At 39.1% G+C, this 25762-nt stretch carries 22 protein-coding genes; 11 read left to right on the top strand and 11 right to left on the bottom strand.

What is annotated here, in order from left to right:
* Positions 1 to 6 precede the first annotated feature (6 nt).
* Genes QL989_RS07130 through QL989_RS07120 form a run of 3 tightly spaced genes read left to right on the top strand, consistent with a single transcriptional unit; the run spans position 7 to position 2722 of the window.
* Positions 7 to 1020 carry a phospholipase gene (locus QL989_RS07130; protein ID WP_138606217.1) on the top strand — a complete coding sequence of 338 codons (1014 nt, stop codon included), beginning with the start codon at positions 7 to 9 and terminating at the stop codon, positions 1018 to 1020.
* On the top strand, positions 1020 to 2210 hold the full coding sequence (locus QL989_RS07125) for a peptidylprolyl isomerase (RefSeq protein WP_290169335.1): 1191 nt from the start codon (positions 1020 to 1022) through the stop codon (positions 2208 to 2210). The genes QL989_RS07130 and QL989_RS07125 overlap by 1 nt, the downstream gene beginning before the upstream one ends.
* Entirely contained in the window at positions 2207 to 2722 is a 516-nt protein-coding gene (locus tag QL989_RS07120; RefSeq protein ID WP_290169333.1) for a hypothetical protein, read from the top strand. Before QL989_RS07125 ends, QL989_RS07120 begins: the two co-directional genes overlap by 4 nt.
* A gap of 59 nt (positions 2723 to 2781) precedes the next feature.
* Here QL989_RS07120 and QL989_RS07115 read toward each other — a convergent pair whose 3' ends face one another.
* Positions 2782 to 3228 carry an Hsp20 family protein gene (locus QL989_RS07115; protein ID WP_010391385.1) on the bottom strand — a complete coding sequence of 149 codons (447 nt, stop codon included), beginning with the start codon at positions 3226 to 3228 and terminating at the stop codon, positions 2782 to 2784.
* Positions 3229 to 3518: 290 nt separating this feature from the next.
* Here QL989_RS07115 and QL989_RS07110 point away from each other — a divergent pair, with 290 nt between their 5' ends.
* Together QL989_RS07110 and QL989_RS07105 are read left to right on the top strand one after the other, a co-directional pair.
* Positions 3519 to 3782, top strand: coding sequence for a GrxA family glutaredoxin (locus tag QL989_RS07110; RefSeq protein WP_008114535.1), 264 nt, complete (start codon positions 3519 to 3521; stop codon positions 3780 to 3782).
* A gap of 160 nt (positions 3783 to 3942) precedes the next feature.
* Positions 3943 to 5772, top strand: a complete 1830-nt coding sequence (locus QL989_RS07105; RefSeq protein WP_054202149.1) for a DEAD/DEAH box helicase — start codon at positions 3943 to 3945, stop codon at positions 5770 to 5772.
* A 1095-nt stretch (positions 5773 to 6867) separates the two neighbouring features.
* Here QL989_RS07105 and QL989_RS07100 read toward each other — a convergent pair.
* From QL989_RS07100 to QL989_RS07085, 4 genes are all read right to left on the bottom strand, one after another.
* The gene (locus tag QL989_RS07100) at positions 6868 to 8427 is read right to left on the bottom strand and encodes an AbgT family transporter (protein WP_010391381.1); all 1560 of its coding nucleotides are present in this window, start codon (positions 8425 to 8427) and stop codon (positions 6868 to 6870) included.
* 143 nt (positions 8428 to 8570) lie between these two features.
* Positions 8571 to 8846 carry a YfcL family protein gene (locus QL989_RS07095; RefSeq protein WP_010391380.1) on the bottom strand — a complete coding sequence of 92 codons (276 nt, stop codon included), beginning with the start codon at positions 8844 to 8846 and terminating at the stop codon, positions 8571 to 8573.
* A gap of 3 nt (positions 8847 to 8849) precedes the next feature.
* The gene (locus QL989_RS07090) at positions 8850 to 9992 is read right to left on the bottom strand and encodes an ATP-NAD kinase family protein (RefSeq protein ID WP_290169331.1); all 1143 of its coding nucleotides are present in this window, start codon (positions 9990 to 9992) and stop codon (positions 8850 to 8852) included.
* On the bottom strand, positions 9982 to 10536 hold the full coding sequence (locus QL989_RS07085) for an elongation factor P hydroxylase (RefSeq protein WP_178955580.1): 555 nt from the start codon (positions 10534 to 10536) through the stop codon (positions 9982 to 9984). The genes QL989_RS07090 and QL989_RS07085 overlap by 11 nt, the downstream gene beginning before the upstream one ends.
* A gap of 212 nt (positions 10537 to 10748) precedes the next feature.
* Between QL989_RS07085 and QL989_RS07080 the strand changes: the two genes are divergently transcribed.
* Positions 10749 to 11447 carry a 2'-5' RNA ligase family protein gene (locus QL989_RS07080; RefSeq protein WP_178955578.1) on the top strand — a complete coding sequence of 233 codons (699 nt, stop codon included), beginning with the start codon at positions 10749 to 10751 and terminating at the stop codon, positions 11445 to 11447.
* A gap of 44 nt (positions 11448 to 11491) precedes the next feature.
* Here QL989_RS07080 and QL989_RS07075 read toward each other — a convergent pair whose 3' ends face one another.
* Positions 11492 to 11878, bottom strand: a complete 387-nt coding sequence (locus QL989_RS07075) for a DUF4112 domain-containing protein (RefSeq protein ID WP_290169326.1) — start codon at positions 11876 to 11878, stop codon at positions 11492 to 11494.
* A gap of 249 nt (positions 11879 to 12127) precedes the next feature.
* Between QL989_RS07075 and QL989_RS07070 the strand changes: the two genes are divergently transcribed.
* The gene (locus QL989_RS07070; protein WP_290169323.1) at positions 12128 to 15010 is read left to right on the top strand and encodes a COR domain-containing protein; all 2883 of its coding nucleotides are present in this window, start codon (positions 12128 to 12130) and stop codon (positions 15008 to 15010) included.
* Between the two features lie 161 nt (positions 15011 to 15171).
* Here QL989_RS07070 and aroC read toward each other — a convergent pair whose 3' ends face one another.
* Together aroC and prmB are read right to left on the bottom strand one after the other, a co-directional pair.
* Positions 15172 to 16269, bottom strand: coding sequence for a chorismate synthase (aroC, locus tag QL989_RS07065; RefSeq protein ID WP_290169320.1), 1098 nt, complete (start codon positions 16267 to 16269; stop codon positions 15172 to 15174).
* Between the two features lie 91 nt (positions 16270 to 16360).
* Positions 16361 to 17296: a 50S ribosomal protein L3 N(5)-glutamine methyltransferase gene (gene prmB / locus QL989_RS07060; RefSeq protein WP_076918988.1), complete on the bottom strand. Its 936-nt coding sequence runs from the start codon at positions 17294 to 17296 to the stop codon at positions 16361 to 16363.
* Positions 17297 to 17594: 298 nt separating this feature from the next.
* On the opposite strand from prmB, the gene smrB reads away from it, so the two are divergent.
* Complete coding sequence (smrB, locus tag QL989_RS07055; RefSeq protein WP_138606237.1) at positions 17595 to 18152, top strand: endonuclease SmrB; 558 nt, start codon at positions 17595 to 17597, stop codon at positions 18150 to 18152.
* Between the two features lie 17 nt (positions 18153 to 18169).
* On the top strand, positions 18170 to 19093 hold the full coding sequence (locus QL989_RS07050; protein WP_138606239.1) for an AEC family transporter: 924 nt from the start codon (positions 18170 to 18172) through the stop codon (positions 19091 to 19093).
* A gap of 54 nt (positions 19094 to 19147) precedes the next feature.
* Here QL989_RS07050 and sixA read toward each other — a convergent pair whose 3' ends face one another.
* Positions 19148 to 19624 carry a phosphohistidine phosphatase SixA gene (gene sixA, locus QL989_RS07045; protein ID WP_171039596.1) on the bottom strand — a complete coding sequence of 159 codons (477 nt, stop codon included), beginning with the start codon at positions 19622 to 19624 and terminating at the stop codon, positions 19148 to 19150.
* 184 nt (positions 19625 to 19808) lie between these two features.
* Between sixA and QL989_RS07040 the strand changes: the two genes are divergently transcribed.
* Both QL989_RS07040 and QL989_RS07035 read left to right on the top strand, forming a co-directional pair.
* A complete protein-coding gene (locus QL989_RS07040; protein ID WP_290169314.1) occupies positions 19809 to 22532 on the top strand; it encodes an insulinase family protein in 2724 nt (907 codons plus the stop codon).
* Between the two features lie 51 nt (positions 22533 to 22583).
* A complete protein-coding gene (locus QL989_RS07035) occupies positions 22584 to 24824 on the top strand; it encodes an EAL domain-containing protein (protein WP_290169312.1) in 2241 nt (746 codons plus the stop codon).
* Here the strand turns inward: QL989_RS07035 and QL989_RS07030 are convergent.
* Positions 24821 to 25024: a hypothetical protein gene (locus QL989_RS07030; protein WP_138606245.1), complete on the bottom strand. Its 204-nt coding sequence runs from the start codon at positions 25022 to 25024 to the stop codon at positions 24821 to 24823. The two genes, QL989_RS07035 and QL989_RS07030, sit on opposite strands and share 4 nt — an antisense overlap.
* Before the next feature lie 148 nt (positions 25025 to 25172).
* Positions 25173 to 25745 carry an elongation factor P-like protein YeiP gene (yeiP, locus tag QL989_RS07025; protein ID WP_010391355.1) on the bottom strand — a complete coding sequence of 191 codons (573 nt, stop codon included), beginning with the start codon at positions 25743 to 25745 and terminating at the stop codon, positions 25173 to 25175.
* Between the last annotated feature and the right edge of the window lie 17 nt (positions 25746 to 25762).

The following is a 25762-nucleotide window of genomic DNA, read 5'->3' as shown; positions in this document are numbered from 1 at the left end:
AATAAAATGAAAAAACAATTAATTGCAGCGACACTTTTATTACTCGGTACAAGCCAAGCTCAAGCTTTTAGTCAAGAAACTCACAAACGTATTGTTCTTGATGCCGTAAATTATATGCAGCAACACCCAGCCAGCACCGAATATGCTGCCCTACGTCAGTACGCTGCACAAAACAATCTGACAATCTCTGAATTAGCCGAGCTGCTAGGACAAGCGGCTTATGATGTAGATGACTTTGAAGACACCTTTTTCTGTGGTGCCATTACAGGCTCATGTGTTCAAGCGCCAGTATGGGGAGCAGCGCAAAGTATAGTTAAATATACAAGCTATTGGCATTTTCAAAATCATACCCAAGGTGCAGACCAACATGGAAACGATTTTGGTGGTTATAATTATGAGAAGCTCACCGTTTGGGGCACTATTGATAATCTTGCATCTGCTTGGCTTAAAGGTGACTACCTTGATGATGGTAAAGGGGGGGAAACAGGTTGGTTCAATGCCGACTCTTCAAAATATAACAGTTATGGTGTAACAGAATCTCACTACAGAATCGATAGCAACTCAACCTATTCTATGTACGATGACTTTGAAGAAATGCCATTTCAACCTATCGATAATTTAGGGCAATATTGGTATCAAAGTTACTTACAAAGCGGAAATCCTCAAGTATTAGGGTTTGTATTTCATACGACTGATTTATTACAACCTCACCACACATGGACCACATCAGACCTTAACCACTCTAGCTGGGAAAGTTGGGTAAAAGATTACTATGATCAAGAGCAGCTCAACGATTTATCACTCGTTACTCAAGCAATGCAAACGTTCTCGCCTTTAGATAAAAATAGCCAAGATGTTCGCCCATTATTAACTCAAGGTGGTTCATTTTCTTATGCTCAAGGTGGAATTGTACTCAATTCAAAAGATCATTTTGATCGCCTTAATATAGCTAAGCAAGTAGTGCCCCATGCAATAGCAATGGTGGTGCACTTATTGAACCACGCCATGGTTGCTCGCTAATGAAAAAAATGGCTATTTTAGTGATTACATTACTAGGGGCGTGTTACCACTCCCTAGTAATGGCCTCATTTACACAATACAGTAGTGATGAAGTTAACTTTATGCATCGTGCTTATTTAAAGCACAAACCTGAAATTACAATCAATGAAGTTAGAACTCGTCTGTATGAGAATCAGTTTTTGTTACAACAAGCAGCGCTAAAAACACCTGCAATAATAAAACGACAATCTGCCGTTGGTTTTAGTACTCAATACCATGTTGAACGTTACTTAAAAAATCTGTTCGATTCGCAATTAGCTATAAAGGCACAGTCAAGTCAGGTAAAGCTTGACACTTATGATAGCCATTGGCTTAAACACACATTAGGGCCCTACCCTAAAAATGGTCAATATGTGCAAAGCTTGATTAAAAAAATGCAGCAGATCGATTTAACCCCTATTTTGTATAACTCTATTAATTTATATGAATTTATCGATACACTATCAATGCAGGTACGTTTTAAACTCCATAGAGGAGATAGTGAACTATTCAAAAGTGAATTAATAAAAAAACGGCAATTCAATATAGCGCTTTTAAAAGCCAAACCGATTTTGGCAAAGCAGAATATTGATATTGAACATCTGTATGAAATAGCTAAAGGAGATATTTTGCGACCCTCCATTCAAAGCTGGCTAGGCATAAATACAATGATGCACATGCAGAGCCCCGTTCTTGAAAAGCTAGAGAAACAAGTAAACAAAAGCGAAATTAAAGCGTTTTATCAAGCAAATAAATCGCAGTTTAAATTTTTAAGCCAAGTAAAAGCCCACGGAGCTCAATTTGCTAGTCGAACCAATGCTGTAGACTTTCGCACGTTGGCGGATAACAAATCACTTGAACAAGCATTAGTAATATCAGGAAAACAAGATATATATGCTCAATACAATAATGAATTAAACCGCAAAAACAAAAGTAGTTGGGTTGTACAACTTGCGTTCACAACTAAAGAAAACACCATTTCTGCTATTATACGTACACCCAGTGGTGAATGGGTGGTGATACACAGTTATGAGCATCAGTTTGAGTACTTTTCGCCAGAAGACGAAACCGTTCGATACCAAGCAACAAAGGCCATCGCAAAACAAAAAGCGGCACAACAGTATGAAAATAACTGGCTCAAGTGGCAAAATAAGACGGGAGTAATTTTATGAGTAAAAAAAATTTCGTTTCTGTCATTGCTTTAGCTTGTGTTGGTATTTACACACTTTTCACTCATTATACTAGCAAACCAACAATAGAGAATATTGATGGCCTTAACCAAGCTAAAAGTGTCAAGCAAACAACGTCCCTTGAGCTGACAGCTGATGACATGACTCAAGAGTTGGAAAGCACGCAATTGAAAACGGCTACAATTAGTAACACTAGTCCTCCCCCCTTGCCAACAATAACCTCTGTGGCCTATTTACCTAACATAGTAAAAAATACTCAGCCAATTGCTCAGTACAGTGGTGATTTAAATAATCACCAGGCATATCAAGATTTCCACCTTGAACAGCAAAGACAGCTAGAACAACGTTTTGTTGTTGCTGCAAAAGCCAAAATATTAAAGCTTGAAGACTTACTTGCTAAAGGCCGACAAAAAAAACTTTCACAAGAACAACTACAAGTTGCAATAGATAAAATTAACGCTTTAAAACAAATGCAAATAGATTTAAAAGACTAACAACGCAAAAAGCCGCCAAATGGCGGCTTTTCACAGGGAAAATACGTGTACTAGCTTAGCTATTTACTTTCGAGCATATTGCCTGAGCCAATTTCAATTTTACGTGGCTTCAGCGCTTCTGGGATCTCACGTTCAAGGTCGATGCTTAGTAAGCCGTTGGCTAGGTCTGCGCCAAGTACTTTAACGTGGTCACCTAACTGGAACTTACGCTCAAAGTTGCGCTCGGCAATGCCTTGATGAATGAATTTGCGTTCATCGTTTTGATCTTTACCTGCTTTAGTGCCTGATACAACTAACGTGTTGTTTTCAGATTGTAGGCTTAACTCGTCTTCACTAAATCCAGCAACTGCCATAGTGATACGGTATTTGTCTTTATCAAGCGCTTCGATGTTGTATGGAGGAAAACTTGGCTGCTTGTCAGTTCGTGCAGCGGCATCCATTAATGATGCTAAATGATCGAAACCAATGAATGAACGGTATAGGGGTGATAAATCTACTGTACGCATAATAATATCCTCATATTTAAGCGATATATTGCTGCCACTTTTCGTTTGAACAAGTAACGGCAAAATTTAATTAATAATATAATTTTCAAATAGTTCTGTTTAAATGAAGACCCATCAGGCGTCCTCAAATAACTATCTATGGGCGGACAATTTTATTTCAAGATTTTTTATAAAATATTTTTTATTTTTTTTACAGGCTCTAAAAAAAGCGAACACAATAATCGTTTTTTTGCACTGTAATAAATAATGAAATTAGTTACACTAGGGTCAACTAATTTGAGGAGAGCGTTATGTTAACAGTAATTTTTGGCCGTGAAGGCTGCCCTTTTTGTGTTCGCGCTAAAGATGTTGCAGAGCAACTTGCTAATGACCGCGATGATTTTAAATACCGCTACATCGACATCATCAAAGAAGGCATCAGTAAAGAAGATTTAGAAAAGTCTGCAGGCAAGCCATGCCCGACTGTGCCACAAATTTTTGTAGACCAAACACACATTGGTGGTTTTACTGAATTTGAAGCCTACGCCAAAGAAAACCTAGGCCTTTACCAGTAAATTTGTAGGTATATTGTTAACCAGCTTAATTAACGCACAACTTGGACTGGTTAAATTTCGACCAACATCAAACACATATAAATTAGTTGTAATTTATACAAGCATTTGCCTCGTATTTCCTATACAATGCGCGCCTCTTTAAATTCGTTGAGGCGTATTAATGTCAGAACCAGTCACGTTTGAATCTCTAAATCTTTCTCCTGCAATTTTAAAGGCAGTTGAAGAGTTGGGTTACAAGACACCATCTGAAATCCAAGCTCAATGTATACCGTTATTGCTAGAAAGAAAGGACGTACTGGGACTAGCACAAACGGGTACAGGTAAAACAGCAGCATTTGCACTGCCATTACTAAATAATATTGACCCGTCTGTGAAACAGCCACAGATCCTTGTACTCACACCAACCCGTGAGCTTGCGATCCAAGTAGCTGAGGCATTTGAACAATATGCAAAACACACTCGTGGTGTTGAAGTACTGGCACTATATGGTGGCCAGAGCTACAGCATCCAGTTGAGCGCACTTCGTCGTGGCGCACAGATTATTGTTGCTACACCGGGTCGTTTAATCGATCACATAAACCGTGGCACTATCAAGTTTGATGCTTTACAAGCACTTGTACTTGATGAAGCCGATGAAATGCTACGTATGGGCTTTATCGATGATGTTGAAAACATCATGGAAAAAACGCCGCGTGAAAAGCAAACATGTCTTTTCTCTGCGACTATGCCTAAGCAAATTCAAAACATCAGCAGCAAATATATGAACAATCCTGAACAGGTTCATATTTCTGCACGCAACTCAACTGTATCGTCAGTAGAGCAAGTGTTTTGGAATGCACACGTACATAAAAACAAAGCCATTGTTCGTTTCTTAGAAGCAGAACAATATGAAGGTGCTATTGTTTTCGTACGTACACGTAACGATACAGTACAACTAGCTGAGTTATTAGAGCGCGAAGGTTTTTCTGCTGCGCCGCTTAACGGTGACATGAACCAGCAAGCGCGTGAGCGCACAGTTGATCGTTTAAAAAGCGGCATGCTAAACGTTGTTATTGCAACAGACGTAGCGGCACGTGGTCTTGATGTAGACCGTTTAAGCTTAGTTATCAACTACGACATTCCACAAGATTCTGAAGCCTACGTTCACCGTATCGGCCGTACAGGTCGTGCTGGTCGTACTGGTAAAGCGATTCTTTTCGTTAAGCATAACGAGCGTTATTTACTTAAAAATATCATTCGTCATACTAAATCTGAAATCGCACAAGTTGAATTACCAACAGCTAAAGTTGTTGAAGAGAAACGTATTAATGCGCTTCAAGAAAAGCTTACGCTTGCACTTGAAAACAAAGATATTACTTTCTTTAACGAAGTGGCTGCCAACATGGCACAAAAACTTGAGCTTGCTCCTGAAGACTTAGCGGGTGCATTACTGTGTTTAGCACAGCAACAATCGCCAATTAAAGTTGAAGAAGTTAAGATTCAACCGCGTGAGCGTAACGAACGCAACCCTCGCAACGACCGTAATGATCGTGGTGACCGTGGCCGTCGTAACGAACGTGGCGGTGAGCGCGCTGAGCGTAAACCTCGCGAGCGTAATAGCCGTGATGCAGGCCCTATGGATACGTACCGTATCGAAGTAGGTCGTGAGCATGGTGTTCAGGTTAAGAACATTGTTGGTGCAATTGCTAACGAAGCAGACATTTCAAGCAAGTTTATTGGTGACATTCGTCTTCACGACAGTCACAGTACGGTACAATTACCGCAAAACATGCCTAAAGATGTACTTGATCACTTCCAAAAAGTGTTTATTTGTAAACGCCCAATGGGTATGACATTAACACAAGATCAAGGCCCTTCTGAGCCACGCGGCGAGCGTTCTGAACGCCCTGCTGGTGACAAGAAGCGTAGCTTTAATAAAGATGGCCAACGCCCTGATAAGCGTAGCGGCCCTCGTAAAGAACGTCGCCCAGTTAGCTTCACCGCTAAGTAAGCAACGACTCTTTAGTAAAAAAACCTTGCCACGAAAGTGCCAAGGTTTTTTTGTGTCTGAAATTCAGGTATCAGGTATCAGGTATCAGGTATCAGGTATCAGGTATCAGGTATCAGGTCAGCTTAATCTTCGTAACTCGAAGCCGCAAGCCAGTATTAGGTACTTAACTAACATATTGAATCAAAAAATATTTTGTTTGTTTTCTCTAACCAGAGATTGCAGTAAAAACAAGGCGAAATTACGCGTCAATAGCTAGCCTATTGTAAGTAAGTTCAACGCAATTAGCGTTAAAAAAGCTGCTTGAGATAGCTTAATTATCCAAAACTCAGATTAATTAATGTGTATAAACATGTTTTCTTTGATTTTTAAAACAATAAAATTTATGTAAACTAAGCAAAGGCTATAATTCATGGACGAATTAAAAATTGAAAAGAAATTACGATAACTTACTCTTTGTAGCAATAATGTTCCCTATTTTATTATGCATCATTATTCCTATCTTAATGGACTTTACAGATCCACCATTTATCACAAATGAAATATACAACGTTATTTTCTTTATAGCACTCCCTATTATTTGTGGCGCATCATTTATCTATTTAAATATACTTGTATTCAATAAATATAGACGCTGCACTAAATACAGGGAGCATCTTAAATATAGTTTCTCAGATACAAAAACGAAATTATCATTAATATTCACGTATCCATTAATTCCTTTTTTAATCTATGGAACACTCTATATTTTTATCTCTGAGCCCATTAAGTTATGGGCTTACTACACGCAAGGCGACTATTGGTATAAGGAATATATCCTAACTGATGTACAAAAGTGTGGTTCTGATTATGAAGATAATTGTACTCGTTTATATTTCAAAGATCCTAAAACAAACGAAACTCATGATTTTAGGTGGTACGACGATAAGTCAACAATAATAAACAACAAAAACGATTATGTTTATATTTTTGGTGAGGCCAGTTTGTTTGGCTATATAGTGAGAGATTTAGAAAGGTAAATTACACTTACTTTGAATATTACAGCACTTTTATATAAACCTCACTCGAGTGAGTGAGGTTTATGAATCAAGATTTAAGTTAAGGCGCGACTGCTGGATACACGTAGCTAGCATCAAGTCCTAATGGGATACCGAGTGCCCAGTAGCCTAGCAAAAAGATACTCCAGCCAATCATAAAGGCGATTGAATATGGCAGCATCATCGCGATAAGCGTACCTATGCCTGTGCCTTTAACGTATTTTTGGCAGTACACTACCACTAGCGGGAAGTAGGGCATGAGCGGAGTGATAATATTAGAGCTAGAATCTCCCACACGGTACGCTGCTTGCGTTAAGTCTGGCGAAATACCGAGTTGCATTAGCATAGGCACAAATACCGGACCTAATAGTGCCCACTTAGCCGAGCTTGAACCTACAAACAAGTTTACAAAACCAGTTAGGAAAATAATCCCTACCACCGTTACAGAGCTCGGTAACTCCATTGCTTTTAATACTTGAGCCCCTTCAATTGCCAGTAAAGCACCTAGGTTTGATTTACTAAATGCAGCAATAAATAATGAACAAAAGAATGCCATAACAATGTAATACGCCATACCATTCATGGCTTTGCTCATCGCATCTATCATGTCTTTAGAGCTTTTAAAGGTGCCTACGGTAAAACCATATACTGCGCCTGGGATCCAAAACAGTAAGAAGATTAGCGGCACTATTGACTGCATTAATGGTGAACTAAAGTTTGTTAAAGAGCCATCGCTGCTGCGCATCGCTGAATCAGCGGGTGCAGATACATACGCTAATAACGCAATACCTGCAATCATTACGGAACTGGCAATAAGAAAGGCGCGCTTTTCGTCACTACGGGCATCTTCAAATGCTGGTAGGTCTTGAGTTTCGCCATCAACTGGTGAATTTTTTAAACGTGGTTCAATAATTTTATCGGTGATATACCAACCTAGCATCACAATAAATAAACTTGATGCTGAAGCAAAGCCCCAGTTATTAAGCGGGTTAATGCTCATTGTTGGATTAATAATTTGTGCTGCACTTTGCGTAAAACTTTGCAGTAATGGGTCAATCCCAGATGGGATAAAGTTAGCGCCAAAGCCACCACTTACCCCGGCAAATGCCGCTGCAATACCGGCAAGCGGATGACGACCGGCGGCAAAAAATATTACCCCAGCAAGTGGAATAACCAGCACATACCCTGCATCGGTAGCCGTATGGCTCACAATAGCTACCAAAATAATTGAGGGTGTTAGTAATTTTCTAGGCGTTACTTTGAGCATTAATTTAAGGCCGGTATTAATAAAGCCCGAATGCTCTGCAACGCCTACACCTAGCATAGCAACCAGTACTACACCCAGTGGCGCAAAACCGGTGAATGTTTTTACCATAGAAGATAAAAAAGTGGCCAACGAATCGCTGGCAAGCATGTTATTAATAATAATCGCTTCGCCAGTGCGAGGGTCTATTGCATCAAATGTGACGCTTGAAAACCACCAAGACAAAAACCAGATTAATAACATGGCAAACAAAAAGATAATTGCTGGATCAGGAAGCTTATTACCTACCCGCTCAACAAAATTTAAAAATCGCGCAACTATGCCAGTTGGCATTGTCGCATCATTATTGTTATTCATTTCACTTGTTCCCTAGAATTTAGACTGTGCTACTTTAGCGTATCTAAGGAATGAGGTAAATTTTAACTGAATAAACAAATTCTTTTTTAGGCACAAAAAAACGCGGCTCAGTGGCCGCGCAGTTATAAATGAATAAAAAAAGCTTAAGCGAGTGCTTTTACTTCATCCCATATTCTTACTACGAGTGCTTTATCATCTTCATTAAGTTCGCCATTGCGATAAGCTTTTACTAAGCTTTTTTCAACCGTGTCGTTTAGTTCTGCAATTTCTAGATTTAACTCTTCAACTTGTGCATAACCTACGGCCAAATCAAAGTGGCCGCGTAGATAACCGCCAGCAAATAACTCGTCATCGGTGGCTTTTATCACTAAATCATCAAAATATTGCTGCGCAGCATCTATGTAATTTACTAAACTCATGTGTTACTTCTCCTCTGGGTGCAGCCCATCTTGATGACCTACTGCATACATAATATGGTCGTTAAACCCACTGGTTACACGTATATAACCGCTTAATTCATCATCTAACTTGCTATCACCGGTATCACAAATCAGCGGTCGGCCATTTAAAGCCTGTAATTTTGTTTTTGTAGCCACCACAATAATATTATCGCGGCCTATCGCTTTAATTAACGCAGGACTGAGTTGTTGATTGCCTCGACCAAAAATATGCCCTTGGCCGCCAATTAGAGTGATCACTAACTTTGTTTCACGTTCTTTGGTAAGTTCAAGAAGTTGCTGGGCTGTTAGGTCTTGGCCTACTAAAGCTTGATCTTCAACGAGATCAACACCGAGTAAGGTGTTATCAAGCCCCATCTCTTCCATCACTGCGCCGACCGTTGAGCCACTACCCATGACATAGAGGCTATCGGCATCCATTTCACTAACGACATAAGCAGCTATATCTGCTAGCACCAGCTCGTCAGTTTCTTTACCGCCATTTTTAACCGCTTGTACATAGCGCACTTCACTTGGCACTTGCATTTCACCATAACGTTTTGCTTTTACTGTTCCTTGGCGAAAAGCCACTTCATCAATGTCCATCACATCAGCATCGCTTAATGTTACCAGCTCACCTTTTACCAGCATTTCAACTACACGGCCTGCGGCTTTTGGCGTTATGGCATACACGCCGGAATGAATTTTACACCCAGCAGGAATGCCCAATACGGGTACAGAGTCTTCTACAGCATGGCAAATATTGCGCGCCGTTCCGTCGCCACCAGCAAATAAGATTAAATCAACACCTTGTAGCTGTAATAAACGAGCTGCAGCCTCAGTATCGTCACTGGTTGTGGGTGAGTTACTTTGATAAACCACTTGCGTATTAAAGCCCAACGCTTTTGCTGTTTGCTCCCCCATTTCATCATTAACAGTATAAATAGTAATGTTTGATTGATGAGGTACAAGCACTTCAAGTGCAGCTTTAGTGCGGCTATTTGACTTAGGCTCTGCACCTAATGCGATGGCTTTAGCAGCGGTGTCTTCACCGTCACTGCCCTTAAGCGCAACACTACCACCGAGCCCTGCGACCGGATTTACAATCAATCCTAACTTAAACTGCATCTTTTAACTCCTCGGGAGAATGCCATGAAAACTGCGCAGCATGTAATGGCCACGTGGTGTTATAAAATTTACACAGTGCTTTTAATAGTAAGGTTGTTCTTGGGTTAAACCCGTTTTGCAACAACTCTAATAACTTTGCATGAACACGTGATTGAAACGCAAATCGACAAGTTTGCTCACCATTTAAATTATCTACCGATACGTTAAAATCAAACCCGGCAGCCACACTCAATGCCCACTCTATTGCTTGAGGTTTTACCTCTACTGATTCAAACTCCGCTTGCTGTGTAGCATCGCGCCCATCAGGGCAATACCAATAACCATAATCTTCACTTAAACGGCGTTGCGAGCCTGCCACTAACCAATGAGCTATTTCATGTAGTGCACTGGCATAAAAACCATGGGCAAACACAATTTGATGATATGGAGTTGTATCATTTGCGGGAATGTAAATAGGCTCATGCTCACCTTTTACCAAACGCGTGTTATAGCTTTGGTAAAAAGTGTGTTCGAAAATAGACATTAGATCAGCTACTTGGTGCATAAATACTTCGTATACTCGTTTGAACCCGATGCTTTAAACACAGATAAAATTAGTATAAAGCACACTAAAAACGAAGCGAATTGTACGTACTTTTATCTACAAAGTAAAAAATTAGCGATGCATTAATTAAGGCTTCCTTACCATACTTTATTTACTGAACGCTTAATTACGCTTACCATACACCAACCAAAAACCTGAATTGACTCACTCTTATGGTTAAACAACACAGCTCTTTGTCGTGGCTATTTATCTCTTTTACTTTTTTAACACTGTTGGCTACTTCTGCCAGCAGTTATGCAAAAAGCATAAGTATTAACGTATTTGCTATTCCCTCTAAGCCTATTGTTGAGCTAGTCGCTAACACCAGCAATGAATTGGCCTCGCACCAAATTACTACGTTTTACCAACAAGGGTTACCCGTACACGCCACCTTGTATTTAACGGATTACCCACTTGAAGCACAAAACGAAATTAAGCAAATGGTTGAGCGCATTGTAAAAGAGCATCAGTCGTTTGAGATAAAAGCCAATGGATTTAGTGTATCACCAAGTAATTGGGCATTTATAAACTTAGAAAAATCATATCAGTTACAACGCTTAGCCGATGAGGTTACCCTCAAGCTTGAGCCGCTTCGCGATCATCAAGCACCAGTGCCTAGCTGGGTAAAGCATTACCCTAATAAACTTGTGGCTTTTGAACGTTATGGCAGCCCTAATGTATTTCAGAATTTTCAGCCGCATTTAACACTACTCGCGAATGAACAAAGCCCAGCATTAGCGTTAGTAAAAAAAGCACTGCACGCTGAGCCACCGCAGGCACAAGGGGAAATAATTGGGATTGGAATTGGAGTGTCTGATCAGTTTGGTCAACAAAAAGAAATACTCGCTAAGTACTTTTTTGATGCCAAATAAATAGTTAATAACAGGGCTAATTACACACTTTAAACTAATAATGTTTATGGGTTTGTGGTTAGCTTATCTGTTAAATGTTTTTTAAGTATGCGGGTGTTACGCGTATTTGCTTTAAATATAGCATCAAAAATATCTCCAAAAAATGGAATGAGCCCGCCAACAAAATCAATCAACATATTTATAATAATACGGCTTTTTACTCGCTTGCTAACACCTAAGCGCTGCGCTTCAATTAGTACATAGCCAGACAAAATAAGCCCTGCTAAATCACCTATCACAGGTAAAAGCCCAATCAGCGACTCTACACCAAATTTAAATTTAGTAAACGGAATACCAATGCTGCTATCGGTTATATGACTAAAACGCGATAGTCTTGCGAGTGTTGCGGTTTGCTTCGCTTGATTATTCTTTATCTCAGTAGAACTTAGCATAGTTAACCTCAAAATAAATTTTAAACAACGTTAGTTGAACTAACTCTGAGAGCTGTGTTTAAACAAAAAGCCTTAAAAAAAACATACTGAAACAATGAGTGTTTCATTAATATAATTACTTTTATTTACTCTAATAAAAGCTAGAAAGTCCAAGATTTTATTAACATCCCAAAGGCTTAGCTTTCAATATTATGCTGTAGGTCAGAAAAGATGTTTGATATTCTTAGAAGAAATATAAAGGACTAAAATATGACTGAGCAAATAAAGCTTCAAACATTATTGAATGAAAACTCTATAAATCAGATAAAACTAATAAATAAAATATTCCCTCGCTTTGATATAAACCCAATCGTTTTAGACCCGCAAGAACTAAATGTAGAAAATTTAGACGACTATCAATGTATAGTAGATTCAAAAAATAATATTATTGCATTATCCTTTTTACCAGAAGCCACTGAATCACAATATAAAGAGCTATTTGACTTGCTCACAACTATAGAGTTACCTTACCTTCGTTCGATAGCGTTTTTCAGCCCCCCTCTTAATCCAATAGAAAGTATATCTAACTTTTCAACGTTGACGCATTTGACTATAGTAGATCAAAACTTTGATATCGTAATTAAAAATCTAAATACATTATCTACTTTTAGAGATTTGGAGCATTTAAATTTAACTAGAACTAGTTTACTTTCAATCAAGGGGATTGAGCACCTAACAAAGTTACAATACCTTTATTTAGGTGGTACGCAAATAGTTAATATAGACGAAGTAAAGTACCTATCGAGGCTGAAGTCCTTTGCATTTTGGGAAACTAAAGTATCAAATATATCCGCACTAACAAGTAATATTGGGCTTGAAGAGATATATCTTCAAGAAACATGTGTAAAAACTCTAGAACCACTACTCGCATTCAAAAGATTAAAGACTGTAAGTGCAATAAACTGCAAAATTGAGAATATTTCAGAGCGTTTGCTGAACTTAGGCTTATCTATAAAAACAAATCATTTCGAAAGAAGTCAAAATGAAAGAGTGCTAGAGCTAAATAATAACCCTATTACTTTCCCTCCCAAAGAGATTCTGACTAGAGGCAATGAAATAACTCAAGCATATTTTGATTCTTTACACGGAGAAAAAGGTAAATTAAACGAAGCAAAACTGATATTAGTTGGTGAAGGTGCTGCAGGAAAAACATCGTTAATTAGACGTTTTATAGATAATGATTTTAACCCCTGTGAAGATAAAACAGATGGGATATCAATAAAACCATGGACTATAAATGCCGATGATGATGAAAATGAAAAAATTAAAATTCATTGCTGGGACTTTGGCGGACAAGAAATAATGAGAGCAACTCACCAGCTTTTCTTATCAGAAAGAAGTGTTTACTTGATTGTTTTAGATATCCGTAAAGATGAAAATTCAGAACATTGGCTCAAACAAGTTATGGCTGTAAGTAACAGCTCTCCAATTATAGTAGTGCTGAACAAATGCGATGAGCAGTTCGATGACAATATAGCTAAACAGATGCTCAAAGAAAAGTACCCTAATATATATGCTTTCCATAAAGTAAGCTGTCAAACAAAAGAAGGTATAGAAGAACTAAAACTAGATGTTATAAAGCAAATATCTACATTGGGTATGCGACAATTTATTATTGCTCAAAATTGGTTAAAAGTAAAAAAAGAACTAGAGAGATTAAAGGTAGCAAGAGACTATATTAGCTATCAAATTTTCATTGATCTATGTAGTAAATACGCAATTAATGACTCAATGGTTCAAGATATCCTGTTAACGCTTTTACATGATTTGGGCCTTGTAATCCACTTTAAAGGGCTAGAAGAACTTCAAACACAGGTACTCAACCCCAAATGGATTACCGAAGGTATTTATACCCTTCTAAATTCAGATAAGTTATCAAAGCAACATGGAATAATATCAAAAAAAGAATCTGAAGCTATCTTAGAAAAGTCATTTACATGCAAAAAATATAGAGGGAAATCTTCTTACCTTATGCAGGTCATGGAACAGTTCGAATTGTGTTATCAAGTTCCGCCTGCAAATCCAAAAGCAGAAGTTAGATACTTAATTCCTGATCTATTACCTATAGAGCTAAACCGTAATCCTAAACTGAATGATGGAATAGAATTTATCTATAAGTATAAAGGATATATGCCACCAGAATTAATGGCAAGATTCATTGTCAAAAGTCACACTCTACAAAAACCAAATCACTGCTGGAGATATGGAGCCCTGCTTAAGTGTACAAGCTTTAATAGTCAGGCTTTAGTGACTGTAGATAAAGAAGAGCGCGAGATAAAAATAGTCGTATCCGATGGTGAAAAAAGAAGCTTCTTAGCTGTAATTAGAAGTATGTTTACAGAAATACATAAGTCCTACTTAGCAGAGAACATTGGGCTAGAAGTATTCCTACCGCTAAAATGCCAACGTACAGGAAGGACATCATTATTACCGTATGCAACTTTAATTAAAAAGGAGAAGAGAATTTGGCAAGGGATTGAAGCAGACAATCAATTTGATTATAAACTAGATATAAATTACTCCGTTTCAAGGTTATTAGATGGAATTGAAAGTAAAAAAGTACGTCAGAGAGAATTTGAAAAGGATCAAGGAACCACAGTGAATAATATCAACGTAAATGCATCTCCAGTTATAAGTCAAACCGTAAATCAAGACTCACATCAAGCAAACCAGCAACAAAGCTCCCAAGATATTGATGTGGCTATTAGTATCCAATTACAGTCTTTTACTTCACTTCTGAGAGACTGGAATGAGGAGATTATTGAAGACATCTCTGATAGTCTTCATTTAGAAGATGACTCTGACTTAATGAAATTACTACCCCGTGCTCAGAAAGATATTGACAGAGTTGATGCTGCTTTAGCAGATATTCAATCTATTGAAGATGTACAAGAAGCAAATAAAAAATTGTCAAAGTTCGTAAAAGTCCAAAGTTTTATAGAAAACTGCATGGAAGGAACAAATAAGATAGGAGAACTTATGAAAAAGACTGGCGAAGGACTCGGAAAATTACAAACTGTAGGTAAAGAATATAATAAAATAGCTACTAAATTTGGTTTCCAAGCTATTCCGACAATTTTATTAGGTGAATAAAATTCTAGGTTGGAAGTTAGATATAACCTCCAACCTAGACTATCTGTTAAGAAGACATTAGCCGCGCACAAAATAATAATTTTTGCCAAGTCTTAAAAACGTACGTCAACCCAGATATAGCAAGAGTAGCGTTATCACTTTTAATTACTCACACTTTACAATTAAACTGAACCGTTAATTGGCCCATGCTCATGGTGTACATGTGGGTTTTGACCGCGTTGACGAAGTAAATGATCCATTAAAGTAATGGCCATCATTGCCTCAGCAATCGGAATAGCACGAATGCCTACACAAGGATCGTGACGACCTTTGGTGATCATCTCAACCGCTTCATTTTCGGTATTAATACTATTACCGGGAATAGTAATACTTGATGTTGGCTTAAGCGCAATTGATGCGATTATATCTTGCCCCGTTGAAATTCCTGCAAGCACGCCACCGGCATGATTTGAGGTAAACCCATCAGGGGTTAACTCATCACGATGCTCAGAGCCTTTTTGCTCGACTACATCAAAGCCATCGCCAATTTCAACGCCTTTAACAGCATTAATACTCATTAAAGAATGTGCAAGTTCGGCATCTAGCCTATCAAATACTGGCTCACCTAAGCCAACAGGTACATTTTTAGCCACTACTTTTACTTTGGCACCCACTGAGTCGCCTTGCTTTTTTAGCTCGCGCATATACTCGTCAAGCGCTTCAAGCTTGCTAACGTCTGGGAAGAAGAACAAGTTATTTTCTACTTCGTCCCAATCGTAGTTTTCGGCTTTTATTGGCCCTAATTGACTCAAGCATGCTTTAACTTCAATACCATGAAACTGTTTTAAATACTTTTTAGCAATGGCGCCTGCGGCAACCCGAATAGCGGTTTCGCGCGCAGATGAGCGGCCACCACCACGGTAATCGCGTAGGCCGTACTTGTGCCAGTAGGTATAGTCACCGTGACCTGGACGAAATACGTCTTTAATTTTGCCATAATCTTGTGAACGTTGATCGGTATTTTCAATTAATAAACCAATACTGGTACCGGTGGTTTTACCTTCAAAAACGCCCGCTAAAATTTTAATTTGGTCGCTCTCACGGCGCTGCGTGGTATAGCGGCTTTGCCCTGGTTTTCGTCTATCTAAATCGTGTTGTATGTCGGCCTCTGTTATCTCAAGGCCTGCTGGCGTGCCATCCACAACGCCGCCTAATGCAACGCCGTGGCTTTCGCCAAAGGTGGACACTTTAAATAACTGCCCTATGCTATTACCTGCCATTAACTTTCCTCATTCCTAATGACTTATAGCCGAGAATTATCTCGGCTATAGTGTTACCCAGCCATTTGGGATGAATGGCTAGTATTAATAATTACTGTGCAAAGTAGGCATCTAGTTGTTGCTTGCTAATAACAAACACCCCTAATCCGCCTTGTTCAAACTCAATCCATTCAAATGGTGCGCCTGGATACAGTGCATCCATATGTACCATAGAGTTACCTACTTCGACAAATAACAAACCGTTATCTGTTAGATGCTCACTAGCTTGATCTAAAATAGTACGTGTTACATCAAGGCCATCGTGACCCGATGCTAACCCAAGCTCTGGCTCGTGATGGAATTCACGTGGTAAATCAGCCATATCTTCAGCATCAACGTACGGTGGGTTTGCTACGATTAAGTCGTATTTTTGCCCAGGCACACCACTGAATACGTCAGACTGGATCGGTAATACGCGCTCACTTAGTTGGTAATCGGTGATATTGATATCAGCCACTTCAAGCGCTTCATAGGATATATCAACCGCATCAACTTGCGCATTTTCGAATGCTTGTGCCAATGCAATCGCAATACAACCCGATCCCGTACATAAATCTAAAATACGCCCTACTGACTCTGGCTGCTCTAGCCAAGGTGTAAAACGATTATTAATAAGCTCAGCAAAAGGCGAGCGAGGAATTAATACACGTTCATCCACATAAAATGGCATATTGGCAAACCATGCAATGTTGGTCAGGTATGGAACTGGGGTAAAATCGTTAATGCGCTCGGCAATTAAGCCTGCTAAACGGTTTTTTTCAGTGCTAGTTAAACGGGCATGCATCAGCTCTTTGGGTGCATCAATTGGCAAGCTAAGTGCTGGTAATAACAAACTTACCGCTTCATCCCATGCGTTATCGGTGCCATGACCAAAGAAAATACCGCTACTTGCAAATTGACTTGTCGTCCAACGAAGCCAATCATGTAAGGTTGAAAGTTCTGCAACAGCTTCATCCAGGGTTGCTTCTTCTATTAGTAATTCACTCATCAGTATTATCTGCCTGCTACTTTCAAAAAATAAACTCAATCGAGGCACAACTATGGGCCCCATGATTGCCCTATTGTATACCCAAGCCACCTCTAGGTGCGAGTGACAGTTAGAATTAAAGGTAATTTAAACAAGGCATTGATTGCAAGTGTAATAGTCACTCTGTTGTTCAAATCAATAACGCAGTATAAATCGCTTTTAAATTAACCTTATTGGCGCTGCACTATGCACCTCAAAGCTGCTTGGGTATCACACCTTTTTACTCGATTTTTACCACTTTTTTGTTTAGACTGCCGCTATGAAAAAAGATCCCCACTCAAACAGCCTAATTAGTCCTGATGACATTGACTTGTTTCGTCAAAGTATCAGCGGTGCGCGCGTGTTCAAACAAGACACTCACCGTTTTAGTAATAAACCTAAAGTGTCACAAGCGAAGCAATTTGCCCAGCAAAAAAAGCAACAACAATCAGAATTTTTCTTTTCTGATGAATATGTGCCAGATATAGACACTAACGGTACTGTTAATTATGTGCAACAGGGTCAGGATCGTTTTTTAGCGAAACAACTTCGTCGAGGGGATTTTATACCTGATTTAACCCTCGACCTGCATGGCTTAAATAAAGAAGTAGCCAAAGATGAACTCGCAGGGCTTATTCATGAGTGTAAAAAAAAGCATTATTACTGCGCCTGTGTTGTACACGGAATTGGCGGCCATATCCTCAGGCATAAAGTGCCGCAATACTTAGTGCAACACCCCGATGTTATTGCTATGCATCAAGCACCGCTCGAATATGGCGGTAAAGGTGCGGTACTGATATTAATTAATTTACCGCAAAGTGATGAGTTTAGACGCTAATCAACAAGAGCCTTTTAGTGCATATATTTTCGATTATATTCCCGCTGATATTTATTGTGCTATGTGGCTACATTGCTAGCCGCAGTGGCTTTTTAGAGCGTATCCACATAGCGGGATTAAGTAAGTTTACTTTTTATATTAGTGTGCCGAGCTTTTTATTTTTAAATATGGCCAAAGCAGACTTACAAACCAGTGTCAGCTTAAATGGCTTTTTAAGTTTTTACATTCCGGTTATTTTAATTTACCTTTTTGCCCTAATTATTGACCGCTACATTCTCTCTAAAAAACTTCAATACGAACGCCATAGCGTGTTTGCTCTTGGCAGTAGCTATTCCAATACTGTATTGGTGGGGTTACCTATTATTATTGCCGCATTAGGCGAGCAAATGATGGGCATTATTTTTATGATCATTACCTTTCATAGCGCATTATTGTTCACCCTTACTTTTTTAATTAGTGCAAACAGCGCTAGTCATGTGTTTTCCTGGTCAGCATTTTCCAAAAATATGCTACTCAATCCAGTGGTGTTAAGTATTAGCACTGGTTTATTGGTTAATTTGGCAGGGATTACTTTATTTGCTGACTTAACTAAGGGCTTAGCGCTTTTAGCCGAACCAGCTATTGCTTGTGCGTTATTTGTATTGGGCGCTAACTTAGCTTTTTATAAAATTAGCGATAACTGGCAAGCAGCGGCCATTGCCAGTCTATTAAAATTAGTCATATTACCTGCCTTGGTATTATTGCTAGGCACACACGTATTTACACTTAATGAGTCACTGCTAAAAGTACTGGTGCTATTAAGTGCATCACCATTAGGCGTTAATGCCTATTTAATTGCATGCCAAATAAAACAACACCAAGATACCCTTGCCAGTGCAGTGGTTTTATCTACAGTATTAAGTGTGTTGAGTTTTAGTGTGTGGTTAACCATTTTACTTTAGATAAATGCCTAACCACATTTTATCGTCAGGCTTTAAGCTGGGGAGGTTCGTAGTTTATACGGTTACATTAGCTGGCGCATTTATGGTGATGTAATCACTTTTATGGCTCGCTTCATCATAACTAATTTGGGCAACTGCACCGGTGTTAAAAATTGGCATGTTACCCGCGCATAGTTGGTCAACCAAATAGCTCACCATAGGCATATGGGCAACAACCAGCCAGGTATCGCATTCTGGGTGGAGGGCAATTAACGTTTCTAAATAATCTGCTGCAACCTGAGGGTTCCCTTCAGGAATAATATCGTGACAGGTTTCTTCAAATAAAAAACGATTACTTTTTTTAACAGCCTCAGCGGTTTGCTGCGCTCTAACATAAGGACTAACTAACAAGCCACTGGGAGCGTGCATTTTTTGCAACCATAGCCCCATTTTTTCAGCTTGTTGCTGACCCATAGAAGTCAAACTTCTACTGACATCATCAGCCTGCATAGGTATTGCTTCACCATGACGCATTATCAAGATTGTTTTCATAAAAAATCAACCAATTAAAGAATATAAAACAGTAGCCAATTTGCTCGAATTTCCGCTATATTAATAACTCAAACCTATTTATTTTCTTAAAATAGTTCTTTCATGATGTTCAGGTAAATAGCGTCGCATTCCTGAAGTTATCATCTGTTGTTAACAATTATACGTTTAGTTTCAGGAGCATCATTTGAAAATCAGCACCAATGATAACAGAGCTTACCGCACACTAACACTGGACAATGGTCTAAAAGTGCTTTTAGTGCGCGATCAGGACTCAGCAAAAGCGGCAGCCTCTATGGCCGTTAACACTGGTCACTTTGACGATCCTCTTGATAGGCAGGGCTTAGCGCATTTTTTAGAGCATATGTTGTTTTTAGGCACTGATCTGTATCCTGAATCCGGTAGTTTTAATAATTTTGTCTCTCAATCTGGTGGTAACACCAATGCTTGGACTGGCACGGAGCATACCTGCTACTTTTTTGATATTAATAACAATCATATTGAATCGGCATTAGCGCAATTTAGCCGTTTTTTTATAGCGCCCAGCTTGGATCCCGCAGAAACCGGAAAAGAACGAAATGCCATTGAGGCTGAGTTTAAATTAAAGATTAAAGACGATGGCCGACGTATATATCAAGTGCATAAAGAAACTGTTAACCCTGCACATCCATTTGCTAAGTTCTCTGTAGGCAACCTACAAACATTAGCCGATAGACAACGCTGTATTAGTGATGAATTACGTGACTTTTTTAATCAGCATTACCAAGCTCAATGGATGACTCTAGTGATTTGTGCCAATGAATCATTAGATACACTAGAAGCATGGGCAACTCAGCATTTTTGCCAAATTAAAGGCAAACAAGGTAAATTAAAACCACCTATAGAAGCGCCGCTTTATCGCAGCCAAGACTTAGGTAAGTTGCTCCATATTGAGCCACATAAACACGTACAAAAGCTGATTATTAGCTTTGCCATGCCAAACATAGACGATTTTTACCGTCATAAAACAGTTAGTTTTATTGCCCATTTACTAGGGTACGAAGGGCAAGGCTCGTTGTATTCTGTGCTTAAAGAACAAGGTTGGATCAATGCTCTTTCTGCCGGAGGTGGCATCAACGGTAGTAACTTTAAAGATTTTAATATTAGCATGGCGCTGACCGATGAAGGCATTGAATACTACGAAGACATTATTGAAATGGTATTTGAATACATTTGCCTAATAAATAACAACATCAACAAACTGCCTCGCTTGTATCAAGATAAACAAAAACTGCTACAGATCGCATTTGATAACCAAGAAAAATCTCGACTGATTGACTGGGTCAGTAACTTAAGTATTAACATGCAACATTACGATGAAGTTAATTACTTACAGGGCGACTATTTAATGGAAGGCTTTAAAGCCACCACTCATGAAATGGCAATGCAATGGTTAACCCCTCACAATATGCGTTTAGTGCTGATTCATCCGGGTGTAGAGCCTGAACACACAGCCGCTTGGTATAACACACCGTATAAAATTGAAAAATTATCACTGCATTGGCTCGAAGCGCTGGCACAAATTAGTCAGCCACAAGGTGAAATGTTATTACCTACCGCAAATCCTTATTTAGCTAAAGATGTCGTTCTATACCCAATAGAGTCGCAGCAAGCTCATCCAACATTATTGGTAAAAGAAGCTGGCTTTGATTTTTGGTTTAAACAAGATGCCACCTTCAGAGTGGCCAAAGGGCATTTTTATTTAGCCATGGACTCTGACTTTGCAGTTAAAGATGTAAAGCATATGGCATTGACTCGATTGTTTTCTGATTTGTTTATGGATAGTGTTGGCGAGCAGTTTTATCCAGCTGAGCTCGCGGGCTTAAGTTATCACTTAACCTCTCACCAAGGTGGCTTAACCTTGCATACTGCGGGGCTATCTTCAAGCCAACTTGAGCTGGTTGATCAACTAATTGATGCACTATTTAACGTAAAAATTTGTGCTAAACGCTTTGCTGAATATAAAAAGCAACTGGTAAGGCATTGGCGCAATAGTAACCAAAATAAACCTGTTAGTGAGCTCTTTAGTATATTAGGCGCTAAGATAATGCCGTGGAACCCACAGCCTGACGAGTTAGCAAATGCACTTAAAGATACCTGTTTTCATCAGTTTAATGAGTTTAGACAGGCGTTTTTTAATGCACTTCATGTTGAGTCTTTTTTACATGGCAATTGGCAGCAAAGTGAAGCCCTTGAGTTTCAGAAAAAGGTGGCACTACACCTTAAAAAGTCAGCAGTTATAGAAGATTTAAAGCGCCCACTCTTTGAAATTACTAAAGTGACTCGTTACGAATTAGAACTCGCTTGTAGCGATAATGCCATGGTGATTTACTACCAAGCATTAAGCGATAATGTTGATGAAAAAGTAAAAATGATGGCGCTTAATCACTTAATTAATCAAGATTATTTCAATGAACTACGCACCACACAACAATTGGGTTATTTGGTCGGTGCCGGTTATGCGCCCTTTAATACTCGTGCCGGAATTGCTTTTTATATTCAGTCACCTAAATTTGAACCAAGTATGTTACTACACAGGCATAATGTGTTCATCAGTCAGTATTTATCAACCATTGATGAACTAACAGAGCAAGCCTGGCTGCAACAAAAATATGGGCTAACAACGCATATTGCCGAAAAAGACAAAAACTTGCGTTTACGTTCACAACGTTTATGGCTTGCTATTGGCAATGGCGATCACCAGTTTAATATGCAGCAACGCCTGCTGGATTCTTTAAACGCATTAACGCTTGAGGATGTAAAAGCCTATGCAGCTGAAATTTTTAATGCAGATCGCCCAAGATATGAGCTTTTAAGCGCTAAATCTGTGGATCAACCGAAGAATCTACCACTTTATTCTCATTCTCTTTGACTCTTGCGCGCGCTTGATTTAGATTGTCTTTTGTAAATAAGAAGTAAGACAATGAAAAAAATAAAAATAATAAAATACATTCTATTGTTGGCCACTTTGGCCACAGCCCATTCTGCTAGTGCATTTGAGTCATCGTTTAGCTTGAACTTAAATGCGCTTGTCGTTAGCGTGTGCGCAATAATGACGTTACTGTTAATTTATTTGTTTACGGTTATTCACTCTCTAAAACGCTCACATTCTCAATTACAGCAATCTGAAAAGCGTTTAAAAAGCACCGTAGAAGGCAGTGGTGACACACTATGGGACTGGAATATAAAAACCGGCAAGGTTATTCGTATTAACGACAAGTACGTACTGAATAACAACAATCTAGTAGAATTCCCACCGAATAAAAGCCTAATACACCCTCGCGATTTAACCCATGTAGATTATCTATTAAAAAAACATTTTGCTGAAGAGAGTACTTTTTTCGAAGCCACTTATCGTATTAAAGATAGCTTTAGTAAATGGCATTGGGTACTCGACCGTGGAAAAATAATCGAAAAAGACGCGAACCTTAGTCCATTGCGAATGACTGGCACGGTAAGAGATATTTCTCAGCTCAAATCAACCGAAGAGCGACTAAACCTATTTGCAAAATGCGTTGAGTCGTTTACCGATGCACTGGCTATTTATGATAAAGATTTTAAGCTTGTTGACATTAATCCCAGCTTTTTAACTTTGTTCGGCGGTGTACGTGAGCAATACCTTAAAAAAGAATTTCATTTAGCCGGTTACGACAGAGGCTATATAGAGTCCATAAAAGACACCGTTCGAAAGCATGAACATATTCAAGAAGAAGTAAAGCTGCGTAATAGCGACCATGCCCTACTACCATTTGAAATCTCGATAGATGAAATTAAAAACGCGCAAAATCAAATTACCAATTACGTGGTGGTGTATTCTGATTTAACCGAGCGTAAAAAAACGGAGTCTGAGCTCAATAATTTATCCAATCGAGATCGCACCACCAGCTTACCAAACCGTAATTTATTTTTTTCTGACTTAAAAAAATTAGCAAAGGAGCATTCACACCATGCCTTGCTAGTATTTGATTTAGATAACTTTAAAAAGATAAATGACTCATTGGGTCATCAGTTAGGTGACAGCTTACTGGCAAAGCTTGCTATGCGCTTAAATAAGCTTACCCGTGAAAATGATGTGTTTTATCGCCTAGGCGGCGACGAATTTGCGCTGGTTATGTCAAACACCAACGATATTCTCACCATCACCCGCATGGCGAAACAGTTTTTAGCAGCAATAGCCACACCATTTAAAATGGCAGGACATGAACTTGCCATCACATCCAGTGTTGGCATAGTGTTATTCCCCGAAGATGGTAACACCCCTGAAATACTATTAAAGAACGCCGATACCGCTATGTATCATGCGAAAAAGAAAGGTAACAGCTACCTGTTCTTTAATGACAACATGAATCGCCAAGCAGTAAAGCGACTACAAATAGAAAACCTAATGCGCTTTGGCTTAAAAGAAGATCACTTTGAGGTGTATTATCAGCCTAAAATGAATATTCGTACTGGTAAGCTTGCTGGAATGGAAGCGTTAGTGCGTTTTATTACGCCGAAAAAAGGGGTTATTAGCCCGGGGGTATTTATTCCAATCGCCGAAGAAACAGGGCAAATTATTGAAATTGGTGAAGTGGTTTTAAACAAAGCTTGTCGTGACGTAAAACAATGGTTAGACGCTGGATTATTTAACGCTCGTGTTGCGGTAAATTTATCAGCAAAACAGTTTAGCTTACCCGATTTAACTTCGCGCATTGATGTGATTTTACAAAAAAATGAACTGCCCTCTTACTTTTTAGAGCTTGAGATCACTGAAGGCACGGTAATGGACGACCCACAAGAAGCCATTGCTATTATGCGCTCTCTAAGTGCCCGTGGCATTCATTTAGCTATGGATGATTTTGGTACTGGGTATTCGTCGCTGGCGTATTTGAAACAGTTTCCACTGAATACGCTTAAGATAGATAAAGCCTTTGTTGATGATATGAAAACCGAACGCGGCCGCAATATGGTGGACTCTATTGTCACTATTGCACATAACCTTGATTTACATGTAGTTGCTGAAGGTGTAGAACAAGCTTCACAAATAAGTATACTGGAAGAGCTTAACTGTGAAACACTACAAGGCTATTACTATTCTAAACCACTCTCAAAAGATGAATTCACTGCATTTTTAAAACAACAGCAAAGCCAATCAAAACTCAGCTTAGTTAGAGCGACTAGCTAAGCACGCCATAGACACGTTTTTGCACCAATATTACGTATTAATGCACGTCGATAATGTAGATTAAATAAACACCAGGCTGCAGGCCCTAATAATCCACCCAAAAATAACCAACGCTTAACAGGCATACCCTTTTTAATGGTTTCAATATACATAAGTGCGATAAACACACCACTGAGTAAAATAAATAATACCATGCTCATCTGACTGCTGAAAAATTAAGGCGCATATAATAGCGTTAAACTGGCGAAAATTAAAGCAACGTATTCTTTAGTGGCGGTGCTTATAAATCAGACACAAAAAAGCCGAGCAACTTAAAAGCTCGGCTCTCAATTATCAATTCATTACAGCTTACTTGTCAGCACGACCCATAAACTTATGCTCAGCAGTATTTATGCGGATACGATCACCGGTTGAAATATGCTCTGGCACTTGAATTGTTAAGCCAGTTGATAAGCGTGCAGGCTTTGAGCGAGCGCTAGCTGAAGCCCCTTTAATTGAAGGATCAGTTTCTTCAACAACAAGCTCAACACTTGAAGGAAGATCAAGACCTACAGCAGTACCGTCAATTACAATAACGTGCACACCTTGGGTCTCTTCATTAACAAATTGAATTTCTTCCGCTATGGCGTCTTTATTTAAATTGTAAGGCGTGTAATCTTCATTATCCATGAAGACATACTCATCGCCATCAATGTACGACAGCATGGCTTCACGACGAGTTAAATCAGCAAGGTTAAGCATATCGCTGTCTTTAAATGTTTCGTCAACTTTACTACCCGTTACTACATCGTATAAACGCATACGGTATAAACTACCACCAGCACGACCTTGTGGTACTGAGCGTACAATATCTTTTACTACTAATACACGGCCATTAAAGTCAATAGCCGTCCCTTTTTTAACATCACTCGCCTTTGGCATGGGTGAATTCCTATTGT

This window comes from Pseudoalteromonas sp. APC 3224, assembly GCF_030407535.1.
Lineage (GTDB): Bacteria > Pseudomonadota > Gammaproteobacteria > Enterobacterales > Alteromonadaceae > Pseudoalteromonas.
The sequence above is the reverse complement of the archived record's forward strand: the minus strand, read 5'-3'. Positions and strand labels throughout refer to the sequence as shown.

Excerpts from the sequence above, each read along its gene's own strand:
- QL989_RS07130 (WP_138606217.1), top strand. The coding sequence starts at position 7 with ATGAAAAAACAATTAATTGCAGCGACACTTTTATTACTCGGTACAAGC.
- QL989_RS07125 (WP_290169335.1), top strand. The coding sequence starts at position 1,020 with ATGAAAAAAATGGCTATTTTAGTGATTACATTACTAGGGGCGTGTTAC.
- QL989_RS07120 (WP_290169333.1), top strand. The coding sequence starts at position 2,207 with ATGAGTAAAAAAAATTTCGTTTCTGTCATTGCTTTAGCTTGTGTTGGT.
- QL989_RS07115 (WP_010391385.1), bottom strand. The coding sequence starts at position 3,228 with ATGCGTACAGTAGATTTATCACCCCTATACCGTTCATTCATTGGTTTC.
- QL989_RS07110 (WP_008114535.1), top strand. The coding sequence starts at position 3,519 with ATGTTAACAGTAATTTTTGGCCGTGAAGGCTGCCCTTTTTGTGTTCGC.
- QL989_RS07105 (WP_054202149.1), top strand. The coding sequence starts at position 3,943 with ATGTCAGAACCAGTCACGTTTGAATCTCTAAATCTTTCTCCTGCAATT.
- QL989_RS07100 (WP_010391381.1), bottom strand. The coding sequence starts at position 8,427 with ATGAATAACAATAATGATGCGACAATGCCAACTGGCATAGTTGCGCGA.
- QL989_RS07095 (WP_010391380.1), bottom strand. The coding sequence starts at position 8,846 with ATGAGTTTAGTAAATTACATAGATGCTGCGCAGCAATATTTTGATGAT.
- QL989_RS07090 (WP_290169331.1), bottom strand. The coding sequence starts at position 9,992 with ATGCAGTTTAAGTTAGGATTGATTGTAAATCCGGTCGCAGGGCTCGGT.
- QL989_RS07085 (WP_178955580.1), bottom strand. The coding sequence starts at position 10,536 with ATGCACCAAGTAGCTGATCTAATGTCTATTTTCGAACACACTTTTTAC.
- QL989_RS07080 (WP_178955578.1), top strand. The coding sequence starts at position 10,749 with ATGGTTAAACAACACAGCTCTTTGTCGTGGCTATTTATCTCTTTTACT.
- QL989_RS07075 (WP_290169326.1), bottom strand. The coding sequence starts at position 11,878 with ATGCTAAGTTCTACTGAGATAAAGAATAATCAAGCGAAGCAAACCGCA.
- QL989_RS07070 (WP_290169323.1), top strand. The coding sequence starts at position 12,128 with ATGACTGAGCAAATAAAGCTTCAAACATTATTGAATGAAAACTCTATA.
- aroC (WP_290169320.1), bottom strand. The coding sequence starts at position 16,269 with ATGGCAGGTAATAGCATAGGGCAGTTATTTAAAGTGTCCACCTTTGGC.
- prmB (WP_076918988.1), bottom strand. The coding sequence starts at position 17,296 with ATGAGTGAATTACTAATAGAAGAAGCAACCCTGGATGAAGCTGTTGCA.
- smrB (WP_138606237.1), top strand. The coding sequence starts at position 17,595 with ATGAAAAAAGATCCCCACTCAAACAGCCTAATTAGTCCTGATGACATT.
- sixA (WP_171039596.1), bottom strand. The coding sequence starts at position 19,624 with ATGAAAACAATCTTGATAATGCGTCATGGTGAAGCAATACCTATGCAG.
- QL989_RS07035 (WP_290169312.1), top strand. The coding sequence starts at position 22,584 with ATGAAAAAAATAAAAATAATAAAATACATTCTATTGTTGGCCACTTTG.
- QL989_RS07030 (WP_138606245.1), bottom strand. The coding sequence starts at position 25,024 with ATGAGCATGGTATTATTTATTTTACTCAGTGGTGTGTTTATCGCACTT.
- yeiP (WP_010391355.1), bottom strand. The coding sequence starts at position 25,745 with ATGCCAAAGGCGAGTGATGTTAAAAAAGGGACGGCTATTGACTTTAAT.